We start from the raw sequence: 18,625 nt of genomic DNA on the forward strand, positions 1-18,625 counted from the left end.
TCTTAGATATAGTCTTCTGGACGAAAGTCTTTAACGAAGTAAATGGAATCATCAAAATCAATACGCCGGATGTGACTGTACTTCGCAACTGAGAACAAAACTTTCAACTTACTCCAAATCATGCGGCGATATTTTCCGACCGTTTCGTTAAATTTTTCATCTGTCTCCTTGTAACGATCTTTTGTGAGAGTAATGGACCTGATTCTTACTGCATCCTGTAACTGATAGCATTCAGCATCTGTAAGCGTCACGCTATCCCGAACCTCTTGAACCATCATCTGAACTTCTTCCACTTTTTCAGTAACATCCAAATGCATTTGCTTAATACCGTCCACAAGACCACGAATCGCCATGCCTTGAGCCTCAGTTAGTTGCATTTGCTTTTCAACTACAGACAAGAAATCTGGCTGTTGATTAGGATTAATTAGCGTCATTTTTCTACCACCTTTCTGCTGTTTACAGCTGGACGAATCTGTTCGATAAAGGCTTCCAACATGTCCAAACTTTCAGACAACCGTTTCTTTTCAGAGCTACTTGCACTGCCTATTGCACCCAACATGAATGAAGTAATTCCAACCTTTTGCAGAAACTGTTTCACATGGATACTCACTTGGATCGTATTACTGTCCGCTTCAAAGCGAAGCTTCTTCATTTGAGCAGCAGCCTCCTGTTCGTTGAAGTCGTCTGGCTGCTGGAGTTTGATAGTCTCAAGTTCTTCTTTAGCTCTTTGGTAGCCACTCTTCAATTGTTCAACCTTTAAACGTTCTTTTTCCAAATCATCATTGAGCTTGTTTTTCCAATATTCATCGCGTTGCTTGAGCTGCGCCTCTGCCTCTTTTTCTTTTTGACGAATGAAAATGCCTGTTTCTTCCTCATGACGCTCTACAGCCGCAGATACGGCATCCTCAAGTTGATCCGCAGGAATGGCATCCTTGTACTGTCTTTGCAGCTCAAGCTTGTCAAGTTCTGCTTGCTCCGCTCTCTCTTCGGCTTCACGGACAGCGGCCTCCAATCGGTTTTTTGTCTCCACGAACGCTTTATGAGTGCTAATCAATCCTTCATCAAGCTGCTGGATAATCTCCGGTGTGGCATTCTCAGCGATGAACTTCGCCTTATCGTACTGTCTACCAGAGCCGAACCCTGCTTGATCCGCTACAATGTCTCGTACTTGCCCGGTAGGTTGGTCAGGAAAATTTTCCGTACCTCCAGCCATGCGCTCTTTGGCTTTCAAACGTTCGGCCTCTTCAAGTCGCCGCGCCCATTCTACTCGTTCAGAAAAAGTGAACTCTTTACGATGTTCATTTTCAGAAATCTCAAGCTGAAGCTGATGTTCAAAGTCTTTGATTTCCATAATTCTTACTGTCACTTCTGAGCGTCCAAGGAACTGATGCGCTCTCAAACGCCGCTCTCCGGCAATAAGCTGATAATCCGGTGTTACTACAATAGGGTTAATGAGTCCGTTTTGTTCTATATCTCGGGCCAGTTCTTCAATTCCACCAAAATCTTTGCGGATACGATCACTGACCTTGATTTTGTTAATGTCAACTTGCAAGTTGATTCTCCTTTCTTTACATCCCCTCTGTGATAAAATGTAAGTTGTTGTAGCTTATCAAATCATCAAAGGAAAGAGGTGCTATTTTGTATAGATATTCTCGCTAGTTGTTGATGGAGTAGAACGTGCTTACATTCTTTATATCATTCAGTCGGTTATCCAGTTGTCATATATTGGGTATAGTCATACTATTTCTTCTTTCTTGAGTGTTTTGATTCAACTAAGTAATCGAGAGTCGGCAGCGGTAGTCGTCATTTAGGCTGATCTAGCAGCCATTGCTCCAAAAACTTCCGAGTCTCCCTCGCAGGGAAGTACCATTTGCTGCTCACTTTTCGCTTTGGAAAATCGGGATGAAAAAAAAATTGCTCTTGTATGAAATTCCAACTCATACATGTGCGACGCTTTAATTCAGCCGCATCCCAAAATACGTACTCTACATCAGCTTCTTTTAAGACCTCCGCTATCTTCGATTTGACCAGTTGAAAGGCTTCTTTTTCGTCAATGCTGACTGACAACATGTTCATCCCTCCTTAACTGTTGCTTTCTGTTAATTTTTTGGGAACCAGCTTGATCTCCAGCCCCAAAGCATCGCAAGCTTTTCTAAGCGTGGTTTCGTTCCACCGACGACTTCCATTTAGCAAATTGTGCATGTACTGCGGGGAACATCCAACTAAATGAGCTAAATCAGAAGGATTTAATCCTTTTTCATTTATAAGTGGCCTCATTTGTTCAGAAACCTTCATTTCATCACCTCCGTTGAATCAATATTAATCTATTTGATTAATTAAATCAAACGAAAAATTAATCAAATAGATTCAAATTGAAGCATTTTAGATTATTAATCATATAGATTAATATAAATGCTCTTTTTTTCGCCTATTTGCTTCTTTTTAATCTATTTGCTGTTTGTATTTTAATCTATTTGTTGATATCATTAATTCATCAATTAGTTTAAAAGGAGCGGTCACAGGACATGTCTAGTTATCCTAACCGGATAAGAGAGATTAGAAAATCAAAAAAGAAATCAGGAGTACAAGTAGCGGAATTTTTAGGAATTACCCCTCAATTTCTATACAACATTGAAAAAGGAAGCCGAACCTTAAATACTGAGGTGGCTTCAAAATTAGCCGAGTATTTTGATGTAACTGTAGATTACCTCCTTGGCCGTACAGAAGCCGATGATCTCCAGTACCCAGAGTGGGCCACATCAAAGGACATTCGAGATTTTAAAACAATACTTGAAGAAGATGTGCCGGTAATGTTCGACGGCGTACTAATCTCAGAAGATGACAAAGAAAAAATTAAACGGGTCATGGAAGCTATGTTCTGGGATGCTAAAAAGAACAAAAAAGATTAGTTGTATTTGAATAAAATAGCTTCTTTAAATATTCACTTTGCGCTTTCACCGCTGCGAGGCGGTTTAACATACACAAAAAACGGAACGCATGTTCCATTGGAGGAATAAATATGGCAAACTTTAAAAGATTAAAGAGTGGATGGCGGTATCGGTTAAAGTACACCGATCCGTTTACACAGCAGCAAAAGGAGAAATCAGAACGGGGGTTCCGTACAAAACCGGAAGCAGAGTTAGCTGCAGCAGAATTTTTAAAGAAAATAAAACAAGGCTACGAACAGATTGATATGCCTCTCGTTGATTATATAGAAAGTTGGATCATTAACTATAAAAAAGGAGATGTTAGAAAAAACACACTTAAACAACATATGAATAATCTAAAAACACACATCAAGCCTTATTTTAAACAATTAATGATAAAAGATTTAAAACCAGATATGTACCAAAAATTTTTAGATGCTTGTTTAGAAAAAAACTTAAGCCGAAGAACAGTCGAAATAATTAACTCAACAGTTTACAGTGCTTTAGAACTCGCAGTAATTCAAGGAAAGTTAGAACGTAATCCATGCATAGGATCAATTATTAAGGGAGAGAGGAAACAAAAAACTATTGATTTCATTGATTCTGAGGATATTCCTCGTTTTCTTTATACAGCAAGAGGATATGGTTATATCTACTGGATATTTTTCAAGTTACTGTTGGAGACTGGCATGCGTAAGGGTGAAGCCGCTGCTTTAAAGTGGTCTGATATTAATTTTAAGGAGAAAAAAATTCACATTAATGAAACTTTGGATTTTCAACCTGATAACGAGGACGAGCTATTCGGGGAAACAAAAACCTTTAGATCAAAACGAACAATCAGTGTAAGTACATCTCTAATCAACGATTTGAAATATCATGCTAGTTGGCAGAATCAGAATAAAATTAATCTTGGAGAAACAATGTACCGACATGATTTAAATCTCGTTCTATGCCGGAATGACGGGCGTCCTATGCCGAAGTCAACACTATTTAACGCATTTAAGCGTATCTTGAAACGTGCTAGTCTCGATGAGGTTTTACGTATCCATTCTCTTCGTCACACCTACGCAGTGCTCATGCTTGAAGCTGGAGCCGATATAAAGTTTGTCCAGGAACAGCTTGGTCATGGTAGTGTGCAGATTACATCTGATGTATACGCACACATTTCTAAAAAGTTAGAGAAACGTAACATAGATAGATATGAGGAATATACAAGCAAAATTCTCGGCTCAAACAATTTGAAGTTGGGGGACGTTTGGGGGACACCCCAGAAGAATTGATAACCTCCTCTGAAATGTCCCCCATTACAATTCCCCAAAAAACCGCATACTTACAGGATTCTATCTATTAATACAGCGTCAGATATTGATCGCGTTCCCATTGATGTACTTGGGTTCTGTACATATCCCATTCAATTTCCTTAAGCTCATAGAAGTAGGCCAGAGCATGGTCGCCCAGTGCGTCAGAGATAACTTCGCTCCGAATAAGCTCAGACAAAGCTTCTTTCAAGTCTGCTGGCAAACTTGGAATGCCTTCTTCAATCCGCTCTTCCTCAGACATTACGTAAATGTTACGATCAATCGGAGCTGGCAGAGCCAACTGACGTTTGATACCATCCAAACCTGCTCTCAGCATCACTGCCAAGGCCAAATAAGGATTCGCTGCCGGGTCAGGGTTACGAACTTCGACGCGAGTGCTCAGACCACGGGACGCGGGAATCCGAATCATTGGACTGCGATTGCTTGCAGACCAAGCCACATAACAAGGCGCTTCATAACCTGGTACGAGACGTTTGTAGGAATTTACCGTTGGATTCGTGATCGCTGCCATTGCACGTGCATGTTTAAGAATACCAGCCATATAGTGGCGGGCCGTCTGGCTTAATCCGAGTTCGTCCGTTTCATCATAAAATACGTTTTCATTGTCCTTAAACAACGATTGATTGCAGTGCATACCGGAGCCATTTACACCAAACAAAGGTTTTGGCATAAAGGTAGCATGCAACCCATGCTGACGAGCAATCGTCTTAACAACGAGCTTGAACGTTTGAATCTGGTCGGCAGCTTTAATCGCATCTGCATATTTAAAGTCAATTTCATGCTGACCAGGTGCAACTTCATGATGAGATGCTTCAATTTCGAAGCCCATCTCTTCAAGCTTAAGTACAATTTCACGACGGCAGTTTTCACCCAGATCCATCGGAGCCAGGTCAAAATACCCGCCTTGGTCATTCAGTTCTGTAGTTGGCTCGCCTTTTTCATCCGTTTTGAACAAGAAGAATTCAGGCTCTGGTCCGACATTCATCGAAGTGTATCCCAACTCTTCTGCTTCCTTAAGTACACGTTTCAAGATGCCCCGCGGGTCACCTGCAAACGGAACTCCATCCGGCTTGTAAATATCGCAGATCAAACGAGCTACACGATCCGAGGTTACCCAAGGGAATACCACCCAAGTGTCCAAATCCGGATATAAATACATATCAGATTCTTCAATACGCACATAACCTTCTATGGAAGAACCGTCAAACATCATTTTATTATCCAATGCCTTTTCCAGTTGACTAACCGGAATTTCAACGTTCTTAATAGTGCCCAGCAAATCTGTAAATTGCAAACGAATAAAACGAACATTTTCCTCTTTCGCAATCCGAAGGATATCTTCTCTGCTATAACTCACTCTAACCTCTCCCTTTCTGTAACGACTATATACGAATCTGTTGTTCTATAAATTACTTAAATGATGAGACCTGGTTTTAAAGTAAGGCGACCTTATACCAAGAGGTAAGTCAAAGCATTATCTCTTATTGAAGAACCGTGATAATTCGCCTTGGATTAGGGACACCTGTCCTGGTCTTTTGCCTGCAACAAGTTGTTGTTTCAGTAAGCGGTGAAGCTGAGTATCGGACATTTCACGGCGTTTGACTTCCGTATCTGCAGTAATAACCGTAGCTTCCTCCGATTCCTTGGTAACCGGATTCATGACTTGTTTAATTCCCGCAATGTTAACACCCTTCTCGATCAACGCCTTAATTTCAAGCAGACGCTCTACGTCATTAAAAGAAAAAAGACGTTGGTTTCCCGATGTACGGGCAGGAACTATCAAGTTATGCTGTTCATAATAACGAATCTGACGTGCTGACAAGTCCGTTAGCTTCATGACAATACCTATTGGAAATAAGGCCATATTTCTGCGAATTTCGTCGCCCATTTGTCATCAACCTTCCAGTGATCTATTATTCACCTTATTGTACATTTAGCTGATGCAAAGTGTCAATGACATGTTAGAAAAACTCACAATAATTTACGTTCTTTCATCGTTTGCAGAGCCATAAGCACTCCAAATTTAACATGAGAGTAGGTTAAGCCCCCTTGCATGTAACCAATATAAGGCTCACGAATCGGAGCATCTGCGGATAGTTCCAAACTTCCCCCTTGTATGAACGTACCTGCTGCCATGATAACTGGATGCTCATAACCAGGCATATCCCACGGCTCCGGCACCACATGGCTATCCACGGCAGCCGCACGCTGAATTCCCTGTACAAAAGCAATTAGATGTTCTGGTCCGCTAAAAGAAATAGCCTGAATCAAATCCGTACGCTCTTCATGCCAGGCAGGTTTGGTCTCAAATCCCATCTCCTCAAAGACCGCAGCTGCGAATACACTCCCTTTAACCGCTTGCCCAACCAGTGTTGGGGCAAGGAATAGTCCCTGAAATATGCCTCGTGTAGTACCTAACATGGCACCTACTTCTCCACCGATTCCAGGTGCAGTTAATCGGTAGGATGCCAGCTCTACATACTTTTGTTTGCCGCAGATATATCCACCCGTTTCAGCAATGCCACCACCGGGATTTTTAATCAACGAACCTGCCATCAAATCGACACCGACCTGAGTAGGTTCCAGCTTCTCGGTAAATTCACCGTAGCAATTGTCAACAAAGACAATGACGTCAGGTTTTATTTCCTTCACACGTGCTGTCATTTCTTCAATATCTGCTACACTAAACGAAGCTCTCCAATCATAACCGCGTGAACGCTGAATAGCGATCACTTTGGTATTGGCATGGATAGCAGCCTCCACCGCTTCCCAGTCCACTTTACCTTCCGCTGTCAGTGCGGTTTCTCCATAAGTAACGCCAAAATCTTGCAATGATCCTGTTCCGTCGCCGGGCTTACCAATCACTTTGTGCAGGGTATCATAAGGCCTCCCGGTAATGTATAACAGTTCATCCCCTGGACGCAGCACACCAAATAAAGCAGTGGCAATTGTATGAGTACCCGAAGCAAAATGCGGACGCACCAACGCTGCCTCCGCACCGAACACATCCGCATAGACTTCTTCCAGCACCTCACGTCCCCGGTCATTGTAAGCATATCCCGTAGAACCCGCAAAATGAAAATCGCTCACTTGCTTCCGCTGGAATGCCTGAATTACCTTCCACTGATTTGAATCTACAATATGATCTATGTGCTGTATACGTTCTTGTATTTTATGTTCTGCCGTTTCCTGAATTTGCTGAATTTCTGGACTAAAAACTACCATTTACCTTCTTGACCCTCTCTCTTACGCAGCCTTAGGCTATTCATGTTATATTATTGTTCACTTTGAACGATGAGCATTATCATTTTATTGACCCAAAAACATCATTACATGTTAACCTTCTGTGAACTCGCTGAGTGCATGACCATACTTTTCGTACTCGCCTCTTTGAATTTCAACCTCATAAATGACATCATTTCCATCATACTCTGTCAGCAGTACATCTCCTATTCGATAAAGCACCGAGGTTAAATCCCCACGTTCCGCAGGAATGCGGAATCTCAGCGTATCACCGCTCAAATGCTCTTGAATCAGTTCACGAATGCGCAGCAAATCGCCTTCATCAAAAGCGCTAATTTTCAAATAGCCCTCCCCAGAAGGAAGCATTTCCAGTTGCTCAGGGGTACAGGCATCTTTTTTGTTAAATAATACGATCTGAGGCTTGTCCGCAGCCCCTAGCTGCTGCAAGATCGTCTCTACAACTTTCATCTGTTCGTCTCGCATATCCGAGGAAGCATCCACGACATGCAAAATGAGATGAGCCTCATTCGCCTCCTCCAAAGTAGCCCGGAAGGAAGCAACCAAATCATGAGGAAGATTTTGGATAAAACCCACCGTATCCGTAAGAATAACTTCTTTTCCACTCGGTAGCTCCATTGTTCTGGAGGTAGGATCCAGCGTCGCAAACAGTTGATTCTCAATATATACATCGGCTGCTGTCAGTTGCTTCAACAGCGTCGATTTGCCCGCATTGGTATAGCCAACAAGTGCCACCTGTACAATGCCGCTCTTTTGCCTGCGCTCCCTGTGCAAATACCGGTGGCGGGTCACTTCCTCCAGTTGGCGTTTCAGATCACTGATTCGATCACGAATATGACGGCGGTCTGTCTCCAGCTTGCTTTCACCAGGACCACGTGTTCCGATTCCACCACCGAGACGCGAGAGATTTTTGCCATGTCCAGACAAACGTGGAAGTAAATATGACAACTGCGCCAGTTCAACCTGAATAATACCTTCCCGTGTTTTTGCACGTTGTGCAAAAATGTCCAGAATCAATTGTGTCCGGTCAATAATTTTGAGATCCAGACTTTCTTCCAGATTCCGTACTTGGGCCCCCGAGAGCTCCTGATCAAAAATAGCTGTATTCGCTCCCAATTCTTCAGCAACTGCGCGCAATTCCTCTACTTTTCCTTTGCCAATAAACCATTTTGAATCCTTAGCTTCCTTATTCTGTGTCAGGACGCTCAATACTTCAACTCCCGCTGTCTCAGCCAGTTTCACCAGCTCATCCAACGAGTATTCCGTATTGATGCCAGATCGTTTGACTTCATCCGTAATTAGACTGACCAGTACCGCCTTGTCCTGCATTTCGGTTTGTGTATCATGAGTGGAGTTCGCCATATTGTTTGCTCCTTTATATTCATGTCAACTCTCGAACAGAGACCGACCTGATGTTCAGGCCGGCCCCCGCTCGATGTCATACCATTCGATGTGATTCAGATTCCTATTATCGCCTATCTTTTGTCCATTTTCAAATCCTCTGGACGCAGCGTCATCAATTCCTGTTTGCCAGGTTGCCCGCTCCGGTACTGATTGAGCAACCTGACAGCTTGGTGCCGAATCGCTTTTTCAATCACGTTACGAACATATCGTGCATTACTAAATGCATGAAGACTGTCATTACGCTCGTTTAGCAAATGCTCCTTCATTTTAATTATGGACTGAGGCATGAGAATATAATCCCGCTCCTTGGCCATCATCTCGGAAATTTGGATAAGCTGATCCACAGTATAATCAGGAAAATCCAACTGGATTGGAAAGCGAGAAGGAAGACCAGGATTTGTTCGTAGAAAAAAGTCCATTTCCCCCGAGTATCCAGCGAGAATCAAAATAAATTGATTTTTTTGGTCTTCCATGGACTTTACCAAGGTATCAATCGCTTCTTTTCCAAAATCCTTTTCCCCTCCGCGTGCCAAACTGTAAGCCTCATCAATGAACAACACGCCGCCAAGAGATTTCTTTACCAGATCTCGCGTTTTTTGTGCCGTATGGCCAATATACTCACCGACCAGATCAGCCCTCTCTACCTCAATCAGATGACCTTTGCTCAGTACACCCATTTTTTGCAGCATTTTAGCGATAATGCGGGCTACTGTCGTTTTGCCTGTACCTGGATTTCCTTTGAAAATCATGTGATATACGTGTGCATTGCTCAATAATCCCGCATCCGTGCGCATATGGGCGATTTGCAAAAAGGCATATACCTCAAATACCAGGTCTTTGATGTTATCCAAGCCGACGAGATGATCGAGTTCTTTCTGAATTTCCTGATAAAGACTGAGATACTGCGGTAGCGCCTGTGACTTGGTTGAAGCCACTGCTTCCGTCTCGTCCACAGTCACCGAAGCTATCGGCTCCGGGCTACGCAGCACGACATTAATTTGTCTGGAAGGTCTCTCCTCCGACCGCTTGCCCGCGGCGATTCCCCGTCCGTTCATGCATCCATCACCTCAACATTTCTTCAGGCACAGCTTACCCTACTAATGTATTCGGTCTGGCATGTCCTTATTAGCATAAAAGCAACGGGAACGTGCACAAAGCCTTTTCTTTAATTCAGGCAACCCAAGTTTGAGCGCTGATCCACCACCGTTGCAGCGTCCATTTAGCGTATGCCAATACTTCTCTTGATTGATGAATTGGCATATTCAGCACTTTGGATTCCGTCAGAGCCATCTGAGGATGATCAAATTTCAAGAATTGAGCAATCTCCATCGCCCGAGGGCCATGATAGCTATGTGTGATGATCACGGTGGAGGTCCATCCATATTCATTCATGATGCGCTGGCTATAGAGCAGATTTTCGTAAGTACTGGTCGCATGGTTTTCCAACACAATATGCTGTACAGGGACCCCCCTATCTACCAAATAGCGTTGCATGCCCTCAGCCTCCGTATACGGAAAATCTGGTTTATCCAGTCCCCCACTTACAATTAGACGCTGTACCGTCCCGTTGCGGTATAAGCGCAAGGCTTCTTCCAGCCTTTCCTTCAATCCAGGACTGGGCACAGCCCCCCACATAGAAGCACCTAGTACGATTCCAATTTGCACTTGCTTGAGCGGAGTGGTAGAGGCGGCTGTATTCATGTCCCACACTCGGATACCTGCCCATACCAATCCGACCAAAATGAAAATCATCAAACAAAGTACAAGACGCTTGGATACCATAGATATCTTCTTAAGGCGACTCTGCCCGCTTTTCAACTCAGGGCGTTTGGGCCTAGTGTCTTTAATCCACTGCAAAACTTTCACCGTTCTCTCTTGAAATCACCGTTGTGAAACCATTCTGCCCGGTGTTTCAGCGACATTTTAAAATAGGGGAACACGTGGGCATCTATCTGATGTAACACATCAGCCGCTGTACGGTTAGCCAATTCTGCCTCTTGCGTTGAGATATGCCCCCGTTGTAACGCCTCCTCCAATTCATCCTCATCCACTAGGAAGATTTCACCGTTTTTAAGCACCACAACATCCAAATACAAATCGTCAAACCATGGGACTCCTTGATCGGTCACACCCTGATTTCGGCAGGTATCAATGTACCATTCAACGATTTGCTCTCGGTTGTCAAACATAGCAGTCACCACATAGTACTCACCTTTTGGATAATATTGTAGCCAGGAATATCCTTTATCGGCTATGCAAAACGTATGACCACCGTAACTTTTCCATAACGGCTCCTTGAGACTCAAAATTGTATACAGGGTCACATATCCTGTAAACGCGTCACTTTCTACATACCGGCAAGCAAACTTGCGATTGGTGATTCTGCGCCAGTTGGCCCGGTCTCCGAATTTGCGCTTCATAAATGATGTTCCTCTCCAACATTGGTAAAACCAGCTTACCATATTTAAACTGTACACTCAAAAAGAACCCCTTTACTAAAGCAAAAAAAGGTATTCTCAGACCGTGAAACGGTCCGAAAATACCTTTGATTTGAAGCAAATTCAACTTACATAAAGCAATACTTGCTAATCCCGATTGTGACGTCCACGATTGGAGTTCGAATGACCGTTAGAATTGCCTTCTTGAGTTCCATCCGTTGTGACTTCAGTCGTAGATGCATCCGTATTTTCTGGATTTACCATAGTATCTTCATCAGAAATACCTGCATCCGGTGTAGTAGTCTGACCATTTCCCTGATTTGTATCGTTTCCATTGCCGGAATTGCTATTATTGTTACCTGTGCCTCCAGCACCATTCCCACTAGTATCTCCAGGAGATGCCGGAACCTGACCTGAGCCATTATTGTTGTCGATACCGCCAGGAGCTGTATTTCCCTGATCTGTACCGTTTTGTCCGTCTGTAGCCCCGCCATTATCCGGTAAGGTTCCATTCTCGTTTGGATCAGTCCCTTGTTGTGGATCAACCGGAGTAGTCTCTGCCGGAATTTCCACACGGATCGTATTAGAAGCCTCGGATTCTTTACCATCCGCTCCATAAGCCACTACATAATATTCATACGTGTTTCCAGCTATAGGAGACGTATCTTCACCACTCGTGCCCTTCATGGCCTCCATGATTGTTGCAAAGCCTGCATCAGAAGTCCCTTTGCGATACACACGGTATTGTACATTATCCCCCGTCGCCGCAGTCCAGGACAACGATACAATTTGGGTGTCCTGACTATAAGACCCGCTCAGCCCGCTTGGAGCGGTAGCCTGAACCGGCTCTTCTGGCTTCTGCTCAACTGGTGGTTCATATCCCTTCGGCTCGCTGAATTGCGTAACCGGATGCCCCTTGAGAGCTTCACCCATGACCCTTCCGAAAAAGGCTGCCGACTGCCCACTGTAGTTTCTGAGCATATGTTTGCTGTCCGGCTTATCATAACCCATCCATACTGCTCCGGTATATTCTGGCGTATAGCCGACAAACCAGATGTCCCGGTTACCACTGTTACCGCTAATTCCACTTTGGGTCGTACCCGTTTTACCAGCTACAGGCCAGTCAATACGTGCTTTGCGACCTGTGCCGCTATTGACTACATTTTGCATCATTTGTGTCATTTCATAAGCCGTTTTTTCACTCATTACAGATTTAGATTCCTCTTCATGAGTATAAACTACCTGATCATCACTATTATTAATTTGTTTAATGGAATAAGCCTTTTGGAATTGTCCTTTATTGGCAAAAGCGCTGTAGGCCTGCGCCATTTCAAGGGTATTCGTTCCTTTGCTTAATCCACCCAATGCGATAGCAAGTGAGTGATCATTTTTGTCCATCGGAATGCCTACGCTCTCGGCAAATTGAACCCCTTTTTCCACACCGATTTGGTTCAGCAACCATACAGGCGGAATATTTTCAGACTTCGTAATGGCATCGAGCATGCTGATGGTCGACGAGTAACCATGCAAGTTTTTCGGACTGTATCCGTTAAAACTCTGGCGTTCGTTACTCAAAGGGGTATCCATCGTAAATTTACCGGATTCAAGAGCTGGCGCATAGGCTACAATCGGCTTGAAAGCCGATCCTGGCTGTCTGCGGCTCTGTGTCGCACGATTGAAGGTTCCCTTTTTATAATCTCGTCCGGGTGCCATCGCGGCAATTCCACCTGTTTGGTTGTTAATAATGACCATCGAGGCTTGAACAGGCTGATCGTCAGGACTTTTTTCGAACATGTCATCATCTGCCATCGCCTGATCCAGCGCATTTTGGGCCTGGGCATCCATTGTCGTATGAATCTTATAACCACCAATAATCAAATCATTGCCGCTAACTCCTGGCAGTGCATCCTCTGCCTCATCCATGACGTATTCCATAAAATTTTGATACTTTTGAACTTTTTCTGGTTGTTTGTAATTGTAATTTACAGCCTTGGCCTCTTCCATCTCTTGCTTTCCAATCATCCCTTGCTCAAACATCAGCTGGAGAACCACCGCACGTCGTGCCTTCGAGTTCTCCGGGTTACTGATCGGATTATACTTGGATGGCCCTTTCGGAATAGCTGCCAGTGTAGCAACCTGCCACAATTTTAATTTGTTTAAGTCTGATACACCAAAATAGCCTTCCGACGCTGCCTTAATTCCAGAATACGAGCGTCCAAACCAAATCCGGTTCAGATATAGTGTAATGATGTCTTCTTTAGTCAAATTCCGCTCCAGCGCCATTGCGATGGATACCTCGGTCGCTTTACGGAAAAAGGTTTTGTCACGTGTCAAAAACAAGTTTTTGGCTAGCTGCTGAGTTAGTGTGCTGCCGCCCTCCACTGCCGAACGAGCCACGATATCCTTTACGGCCGCCCGACCGATAGACCAAATATCAACACCTTGATGCTCATAAAACCGTTTATCCTCTGTCGCCACAAAAGCTTTTTTCAGTAGGTCTGGTATTTCTTCACTTTTAACAGGATCGCTTTTTTGCACAGACAACTCACCCATGAGCACACCGTTGCGGTCATAAACCTTCGATGTCTCGTTCACTGTAATTTTGTCTTTGTTGGCTTTGTAAATTTTTTCGCCATTAACCATGACAAATAAATATCCACCAAGTGCACAGAATATGGCTAAGGCCGCTGTAATAAATAGCGTCCACCCCACTCGCTTACCTGTTATTTTCTTTTTCTTGCCCTTCGGCTTCTCTTTAGATGTGTTTCTATTGCGATTGCCGGATCTGGACAATGAATCGTTTGGCATTCCCCTGACTCCCTTTCGCGAATAATCATATGATACCTAACATAAGCCTAAAGCTTGCTGTTGGCAGCATGAAAGTAAACGGAATGAAAAGAACAACCCTGATCAGGTTGCTCCCGGTCACATTCCTATACAGTTAGACGAGACGGACGCCTGAAAAGTTTCATGAACCCGGGCGACCGTCAAGCCGTAATCAGTTATCGCTAGCGTTATCCTGTTGCTGTACAAGCGATACATTGCGTTGCGGTGTAAAGGTGGAGATGGCATGCTTGTAAATCAGCTGTTGCTTTCCATCCGAGTCGATAACAATCGTAAAATTGTCAAATGCTTTAATCGTCCCTCGCACTTGAAATCCATTGATGAGGTATACCGTTACAGGTATAGAATCCTTGCGCAATTGATTCAGAAACGTATCTTGGATATTAATGGACTTGTTCATTTTAGCCGTACCCCCAATAATCATTTGGATTGTTTTGAAGTATATTCAAGGTCTGTCCGGAACTTTCCTGCTATAATTTCGTGTATTCGGGCTGCATGAGCAGAAAAATTTCCGAAATCAGTGACATCTACCCACTGGATATCCTTCATATGGCGAAACCACGAGAGCTGTCGCTTCGCAAAATGACGCGTATCCCGTTTTAGCCAAGTCACCGCCTCTTCCAAAGACACCTCTCCCCGCAGGTAGGAGGATATCTCTTTATAGCCTAGACCTTGCATGGAGATGGCATCGCTTCGCACTCCCCGTTCCATTAAGGAGGTTACCTCAGCAACAAGCCCTTGATCGAGCATCCCGTCAATTCGGTCTTCAATACGTTTATATAGCATTTGCCTATCCATTGTCAAACCTACGATGCAGAGTTGGTAGGGAGATTCCTTTTTTTGACTGGCAAGTTGAGAGCTAAGTGTCGTTCCGCTAACATGGTAAATTTCCAGTGCCCGAACGACACGACGACGATCATTAGGATGCAGACGAAGTGCACTTTCGGGATCAACCGCCTGTAGTCGCGCATGAAGCGCGTCAGCTCCAAACTGTTCGGCATAGTCAAGCTGTTCCTGACGAAAAGCTTCGTCAGCCCCCACCTCGGAAAACTGGTATTCATAGCAGACTGATTCTACATATAAACCTGTTCCGCCTACGATAAACGGTAGCTTTCCTCTAGATTGAATATCAGGTATGAGACGACGACAGTCTTCCTGAAATTGGGCTACTGAATATGGGTATTCAGGCTCATGAATATCAATTAAATGGTGCTTGATTCCTTCCATTTCCTGTTCGGAAATTTTGGCAGTTCCAACGTCCATATGACGGTATACCTGCATGGAATCCCCGGAAATAATTTCCGCGTCAAATTGTCGAGCCATCTCGATGCTTAGTTTCGTCTTGCCAACCGCAGTCGGGCCAACAAGAACAAGTAGTTTAGGCTTAGGTGCCACTGTCAATATCAATCACTCCGTACACTGTTTTCGTTGTGCCCCGCTGCTCTACACGGAAGCCGAGGCGGGCAAATTCCCCGCTACCCCGTTTTTCTTTTAATACAATTGTTTTTCGTGCAATCCGTTTCGCATGAACAATACTTTCCTCATTCAACGCCTCTGGATTAGCCAACCCTCTCAATGGACCGATTGCGCTGGAATCGAGCAACGGATCACGAAACATAGGGTCAAAATAAATAATATCTATACTGCGATCCGGCAAACTGCGCAAATAGTCCAAATGATGACCAAAACGAACGTCAATGTTGGAAAAAGCCTGATCTACTTCAGCGTTGCCGGAACGGTAATGCCTCATTCCATCCTTGATTAAAGCATAGACGGGGAAAGAACTCTCCACAGCCGTGACTTGTCCAGAGCTTCCCGTTCCAATTGAAAATAGAAGAGAATCCGTACCAAGTCCTGCGGTGCAATCCAGTACAGTATCACCCGGGACGAGCCGGGCAGCCGTCAACATCGGGTCAGGTTCACCCTTTAATACCCGTTTGGCGCGAATGAAGCCCATACTCGGATGAAAAACCATCGGTGATTGTTCTGGGCTGATCAGTCTCACTCCGCCCTGCACCAGAACCAATGCTTGGCGGACTCTGTGAACCGCGATTAGCTTAGCTACCGATATGCCACGACGAGGGGCATACAACACCCCTAACTCGGCTGCAAGCAGCTTCGCTCGCTCCACAACCTCAGCCGAGGGGGAATCTCCTGTCGTGACCAGTAATTCGACTTTCTTCTCCCGTAGCCTCGACCGCTCTTCTTCATGGTTTTCCCGATCCTGCAACATATATATACTCCCTTACATTACTCTTTTAAACAGCTTCTCTAAATCATATGTGGAAAAGGAAACCACAATAGGTCGCCCATGAGGGCAAGTATATGGTTGTTTGCATGCTGCCAAACGCTCTAGCAGCACGCTAGCCTGTCGGTCAGTCAGCTTCTGGTTTGCCTTAATCGAAGCCCGGCAGGAGCACATGATTGAGGCTGCTTCCCGCAGCTTTGCAAGATCAATGGCTCTTTCCTCGAGCACCCATCCGGCCATTTCCTCAATAACATCCGCTTCTTCCCCTTGGGGAAGCCAGTACGGGTAAGAGCTGACACGGAAAGTTTGACCGCCAAAATGCTCCAAATACACCCCCGCCTGCTCAAACCAGTGCAGCCTTGTTTTCAACTTTTCTGTCTCGGAAGGCGTAAAATCCAGTGTAATTGGCAGTAGCAATTCCTGCGATACTGACTCGGGATTACCGAATTTTTCATAATAAAATTCATAATTGACTCGTTCATGTGCGGCATGTTGATCAATTAAATACAAGCCCTGGTCGTTCTGTGCAATCAGATATGTCCCGTGGTGCTGACCGATTAAATTCAGTTCAGGAAAAGTGGGCAACTCTGGAACTTCTCCCGACACCGCTGCCAATTGCTCTGCATTCAGACGTTGCTGGCGAGGCTTCTGATCCGCGAAATGACGGGAATCCGTAGCGTGTCCTTCAATCGGCGGCACAGAAGATGGGTAAGCAGCAGAAGCAGCCGTTTCCTTTATCCCTCCACTGTATAAAGAAGATGTGCCTATTGCAGCATTATCTCCTTCGGACGACTGTACAGTCGCTCCATCAGGGAGCGGCACGTCCCCTCTAACTTCACTCCCGTTGTTTTCTTCCACAAAATCTGCATCCAGTTCATCATCACTAATACTTTTACCTGAAAGGTTGTTTGCCCGTCCAATGGCTGAGAGGCTATCCCTGCTCGGACGTTGCTCACGCTCCTGGCTACCTCTATTATTCTCTTCGTTTCTGTTCAAGTAATTGGATTGGCCCGGTACCTGGTTCTCCGGCGAGGTCACGGAAAGTGGCAGTGCTCCCCCCCGGTCTTTGCCGGAAGGAGCATCCCCTTCCGCACCATTTCCCTTCAAGAAGTGAAACTGCTCCTGCACAAACGAGCCACTGTCCTTGCCACCGATCTCGCGCTTGACTGCCTTCGGAATCAGCACTTGCTGCCCTAAAACAGCTTTTACCGAATCCTCGACCAACTGAAACAGTTCAGCTTCTTTGCTGAACCTTACCTCCAGCTTGGCAGGATGAACGTTAACATCCACCAAAGAAGGATGCATTTCCAGTTGGATCACAGCCAGCGGAAAACGATTGATCGGCAATAAGGTATGATACGCCTTGAGCAACGCCTGATTAAGCCCGTAGCTACGCACAAAACGTCCATTCACTACCGTCGATATCGCATTCCGATTCGATCTGGTCCACTCTGGGCGGCTGATATAGCCGCTAATTCGGTAATCGAGGCTCTCTCCTTCCAGCAGCAGCATGGACTTCGCCGCAGAAGTTCCATAAATAGCGGCAATCACCTGGAGCAAATCACCATTACCCAGCGTTTGCAACAATGTATTGCCATTATGCCGCAATGTGAAGGCAACCTCAGGGTGCGAAAGCGCCATTCGGTACAATACATCCGAAATGTGTCCCAGCTCGGTCTGGATTGTTTTCATATATTTCAGCCGTGCAGGTGTATTATAGAACAGCTCCCGTACGGTAAAATCCGTCCCTTGCCTGCTAGCGGCATCCTCGTGAAGCACCAGCTTGCCGCCCTCAATCACCAATTTACGGGCACGCCCGTCATCTCCGGCTGCTGTAAGCAGCTCTACTTTCGATACAGCCGCTATACTTGGCAACGCCTCTCCCCGAAAGCCGAGACTTGTGATCTGAAACAGGTCGCGACCATGTCCAATTTTGCTTGTCGCGTGCCGATAGAATGCCGTCTCCACATCCTCAGGCTCAATGCCACTTCCATTATCCGTCACCCGGATACTTTGCAGACCGCCTTCTTCTACCCATACGTCCACCCGCGTACCGCCTGCATCAATCGCATTTTCCACCAGCTCCTTCACGACGGAGGCTGGACGTTCCACGACCTCACCGGCAGCAATCTGGTTCGCAATATGTTCATCCAGTACCCGAATTTTAGACATCCTTTTAACCTC

General features: G+C 45.0%; 18 protein-coding genes. 2 read left to right on the forward strand and 16 right to left on the reverse strand.

Annotated elements, in window-relative coordinates:
• Positions 1-2: 2 nt before the first annotated feature.
• The 4 genes from AOU00_RS01450 to AOU00_RS01465 form a co-directional block, all read right to left on the reverse strand.
• The gene (locus AOU00_RS01450; RefSeq protein WP_069289745.1) at positions 3-434 is read right to left on the reverse strand and encodes an ORF6C domain-containing protein; all 432 of its coding nucleotides are present in this window, start codon (positions 432-434) and stop codon (positions 3-5) included.
• Positions 431-1,552 carry a ParB N-terminal domain-containing protein gene (locus AOU00_RS01455; protein ID WP_069289746.1) on the reverse strand — a complete coding sequence of 374 codons (1,122 nt, stop codon included), beginning with the start codon at positions 1,550-1,552 and terminating at the stop codon, positions 431-433. The genes AOU00_RS01450 and AOU00_RS01455 overlap by 4 nt, the downstream gene beginning before the upstream one ends.
• A 251-nt stretch (positions 1,553-1,803) precedes the next feature.
• On the reverse strand, positions 1,804-2,070 hold the full coding sequence (locus AOU00_RS01460) for a group-specific protein (protein WP_069289747.1): 267 nt from the start codon (positions 2,068-2,070) through the stop codon (positions 1,804-1,806).
• Positions 2,071-2,082: 12 nt separating this feature from the next.
• Positions 2,083-2,295 (reverse strand): helix-turn-helix domain-containing protein, encoded by a 213-nt coding sequence (locus AOU00_RS01465; RefSeq protein ID WP_069289748.1) that lies wholly within the window; start codon positions 2,293-2,295, stop codon positions 2,083-2,085.
• A 230-nt stretch (positions 2,296-2,525) separates the two neighbouring features.
• Here AOU00_RS01465 and AOU00_RS01470 point away from each other — a divergent pair, with 230 nt between their 5' ends.
• Together AOU00_RS01470 and AOU00_RS01475 are read left to right on the forward strand one after the other, a co-directional pair.
• Positions 2,526-2,909 (forward strand): helix-turn-helix domain-containing protein, encoded by a 384-nt coding sequence (locus tag AOU00_RS01470; RefSeq protein ID WP_069289749.1) that lies wholly within the window; start codon positions 2,526-2,528, stop codon positions 2,907-2,909.
• Positions 2,910-3,019: 110 nt separating this feature from the next.
• Positions 3,020-4,207 carry a site-specific integrase gene (locus AOU00_RS01475; protein WP_069289750.1) on the forward strand — a complete coding sequence of 396 codons (1,188 nt, stop codon included), beginning with the start codon at positions 3,020-3,022 and terminating at the stop codon, positions 4,205-4,207.
• 67 nt (positions 4,208-4,274) lie between these two features.
• Here the strand turns inward: AOU00_RS01475 and glnA are convergent, their stop codons facing one another.
• From glnA to mutL, 12 genes are all read right to left on the reverse strand, one after another.
• Positions 4,275-5,603, reverse strand: coding sequence for a type I glutamate--ammonia ligase (gene glnA / locus AOU00_RS01480; protein ID WP_013310575.1), 1,329 nt, complete (start codon positions 5,601-5,603; stop codon positions 4,275-4,277).
• A gap of 117 nt (positions 5,604-5,720) precedes the next feature.
• Positions 5,721-6,134 carry a MerR family transcriptional regulator gene (locus AOU00_RS01485; protein WP_007430683.1) on the reverse strand — a complete coding sequence of 138 codons (414 nt, stop codon included), beginning with the start codon at positions 6,132-6,134 and terminating at the stop codon, positions 5,721-5,723.
• Between the two features lie 83 nt (positions 6,135-6,217).
• Positions 6,218-7,471 (reverse strand): methionine gamma-lyase family protein, encoded by a 1,254-nt coding sequence (locus tag AOU00_RS01490; protein WP_069289751.1) that lies wholly within the window; start codon positions 7,469-7,471, stop codon positions 6,218-6,220.
• Positions 7,472-7,582: 111 nt separating this feature from the next.
• The gene (gene hflX / locus AOU00_RS01495) at positions 7,583-8,869 is read right to left on the reverse strand and encodes a GTPase HflX (RefSeq protein WP_013310577.1); all 1,287 of its coding nucleotides are present in this window, start codon (positions 8,867-8,869) and stop codon (positions 7,583-7,585) included.
• A gap of 113 nt (positions 8,870-8,982) precedes the next feature.
• Positions 8,983-9,966, reverse strand: coding sequence for an AAA family ATPase (locus AOU00_RS01500; RefSeq protein ID WP_025718768.1), 984 nt, complete (start codon positions 9,964-9,966; stop codon positions 8,983-8,985).
• Between the two features lie 115 nt (positions 9,967-10,081).
• Complete coding sequence (locus AOU00_RS01505) at positions 10,082-10,777, reverse strand: YdcF family protein (protein WP_069289752.1); 696 nt, start codon at positions 10,775-10,777, stop codon at positions 10,082-10,084.
• The gene (locus tag AOU00_RS01510; RefSeq protein ID WP_069289753.1) at positions 10,774-11,331 is read right to left on the reverse strand and encodes a ribonuclease FAU-1 family protein; all 558 of its coding nucleotides are present in this window, start codon (positions 11,329-11,331) and stop codon (positions 10,774-10,776) included. The genes AOU00_RS01505 and AOU00_RS01510 overlap by 4 nt, the downstream gene beginning before the upstream one ends.
• 165 nt (positions 11,332-11,496) lie before the next feature.
• Positions 11,497-14,157 carry a PBP1A family penicillin-binding protein gene (locus tag AOU00_RS01515; RefSeq protein ID WP_069289754.1) on the reverse strand — a complete coding sequence of 887 codons (2,661 nt, stop codon included), beginning with the start codon at positions 14,155-14,157 and terminating at the stop codon, positions 11,497-11,499.
• 190 nt (positions 14,158-14,347) lie between these two features.
• Positions 14,348-14,593: an RNA chaperone Hfq gene (hfq, locus tag AOU00_RS01520; protein WP_023989043.1), complete on the reverse strand. Its 246-nt coding sequence runs from the start codon at positions 14,591-14,593 to the stop codon at positions 14,348-14,350.
• Between the two features lie 20 nt (positions 14,594-14,613).
• Positions 14,614-15,594 carry a tRNA (adenosine(37)-N6)-dimethylallyltransferase MiaA gene (gene miaA, locus AOU00_RS01525; protein WP_069289755.1) on the reverse strand — a complete coding sequence of 327 codons (981 nt, stop codon included), beginning with the start codon at positions 15,592-15,594 and terminating at the stop codon, positions 14,614-14,616.
• Positions 15,578-16,426: a class I SAM-dependent methyltransferase gene (locus tag AOU00_RS01530; protein ID WP_069289756.1), complete on the reverse strand. Its 849-nt coding sequence runs from the start codon at positions 16,424-16,426 to the stop codon at positions 15,578-15,580. The genes miaA and AOU00_RS01530 overlap by 17 nt, the downstream gene beginning before the upstream one ends.
• Before the next feature lie 12 nt (positions 16,427-16,438).
• Entirely contained in the window at positions 16,439-18,613 is a 2,175-nt protein-coding gene (mutL, locus tag AOU00_RS01535) for a DNA mismatch repair endonuclease MutL (protein ID WP_069289757.1), read from the reverse strand.
• Positions 18,614-18,625: the final 12 nt, after the last annotated feature.

Origin of the sequence: Paenibacillus polymyxa (assembly GCF_001719045.1) — a bacterium.
Classification (GTDB): Bacteria; Bacillota; Bacilli; order Paenibacillales; family Paenibacillaceae; genus Paenibacillus; species Paenibacillus polymyxa_B.

What these genes read in the sequence shown, in the direction of transcription:
- AOU00_RS01450 (WP_069289745.1), bottom strand. Translation starts at nt 434, where the DNA reads ATGACGCTAATTAATCCTAATCAACAGCCAGATTTCTTGTCTGTAGTT.
- AOU00_RS01460 (WP_069289747.1), bottom strand. Translation starts at nt 2,070, where the DNA reads ATGTTGTCAGTCAGCATTGACGAAAAAGAAGCCTTTCAACTGGTCAAA.
- AOU00_RS01465 (WP_069289748.1), bottom strand. Translation starts at nt 2,295, where the DNA reads ATGAAGGTTTCTGAACAAATGAGGCCACTTATAAATGAAAAAGGATTA.
- AOU00_RS01470 (WP_069289749.1), top strand. Translation starts at nt 2,526, where the DNA reads ATGTCTAGTTATCCTAACCGGATAAGAGAGATTAGAAAATCAAAAAAG.
- AOU00_RS01475 (WP_069289750.1), top strand. Translation starts at nt 3,020, where the DNA reads ATGGCAAACTTTAAAAGATTAAAGAGTGGATGGCGGTATCGGTTAAAG.
- AOU00_RS01485 (WP_007430683.1), bottom strand. Translation starts at nt 6,134, where the DNA reads ATGGGCGACGAAATTCGCAGAAATATGGCCTTATTTCCAATAGGTATT.
- AOU00_RS01490 (WP_069289751.1), bottom strand. Translation starts at nt 7,471, where the DNA reads ATGGTAGTTTTTAGTCCAGAAATTCAGCAAATTCAGGAAACGGCAGAA.
- hflX (WP_013310577.1), bottom strand. Translation starts at nt 8,869, where the DNA reads ATGGCGAACTCCACTCATGATACACAAACCGAAATGCAGGACAAGGCG.
- AOU00_RS01500 (WP_025718768.1), bottom strand. Translation starts at nt 9,966, where the DNA reads ATGAACGGACGGGGAATCGCCGCGGGCAAGCGGTCGGAGGAGAGACCT.
- AOU00_RS01510 (WP_069289753.1), bottom strand. Translation starts at nt 11,331, where the DNA reads ATGAAGCGCAAATTCGGAGACCGGGCCAACTGGCGCAGAATCACCAAT.
- AOU00_RS01515 (WP_069289754.1), bottom strand. Translation starts at nt 14,157, where the DNA reads ATGCCAAACGATTCATTGTCCAGATCCGGCAATCGCAATAGAAACACA.
- hfq (WP_023989043.1), bottom strand. Translation starts at nt 14,593, where the DNA reads ATGAACAAGTCCATTAATATCCAAGATACGTTTCTGAATCAATTGCGC.
- AOU00_RS01530 (WP_069289756.1), bottom strand. Translation starts at nt 16,426, where the DNA reads ATGTTGCAGGATCGGGAAAACCATGAAGAAGAGCGGTCGAGGCTACGG.
- mutL (WP_069289757.1), bottom strand. Translation starts at nt 18,613, where the DNA reads ATGTCTAAAATTCGGGTACTGGATGAACATATTGCGAACCAGATTGCT.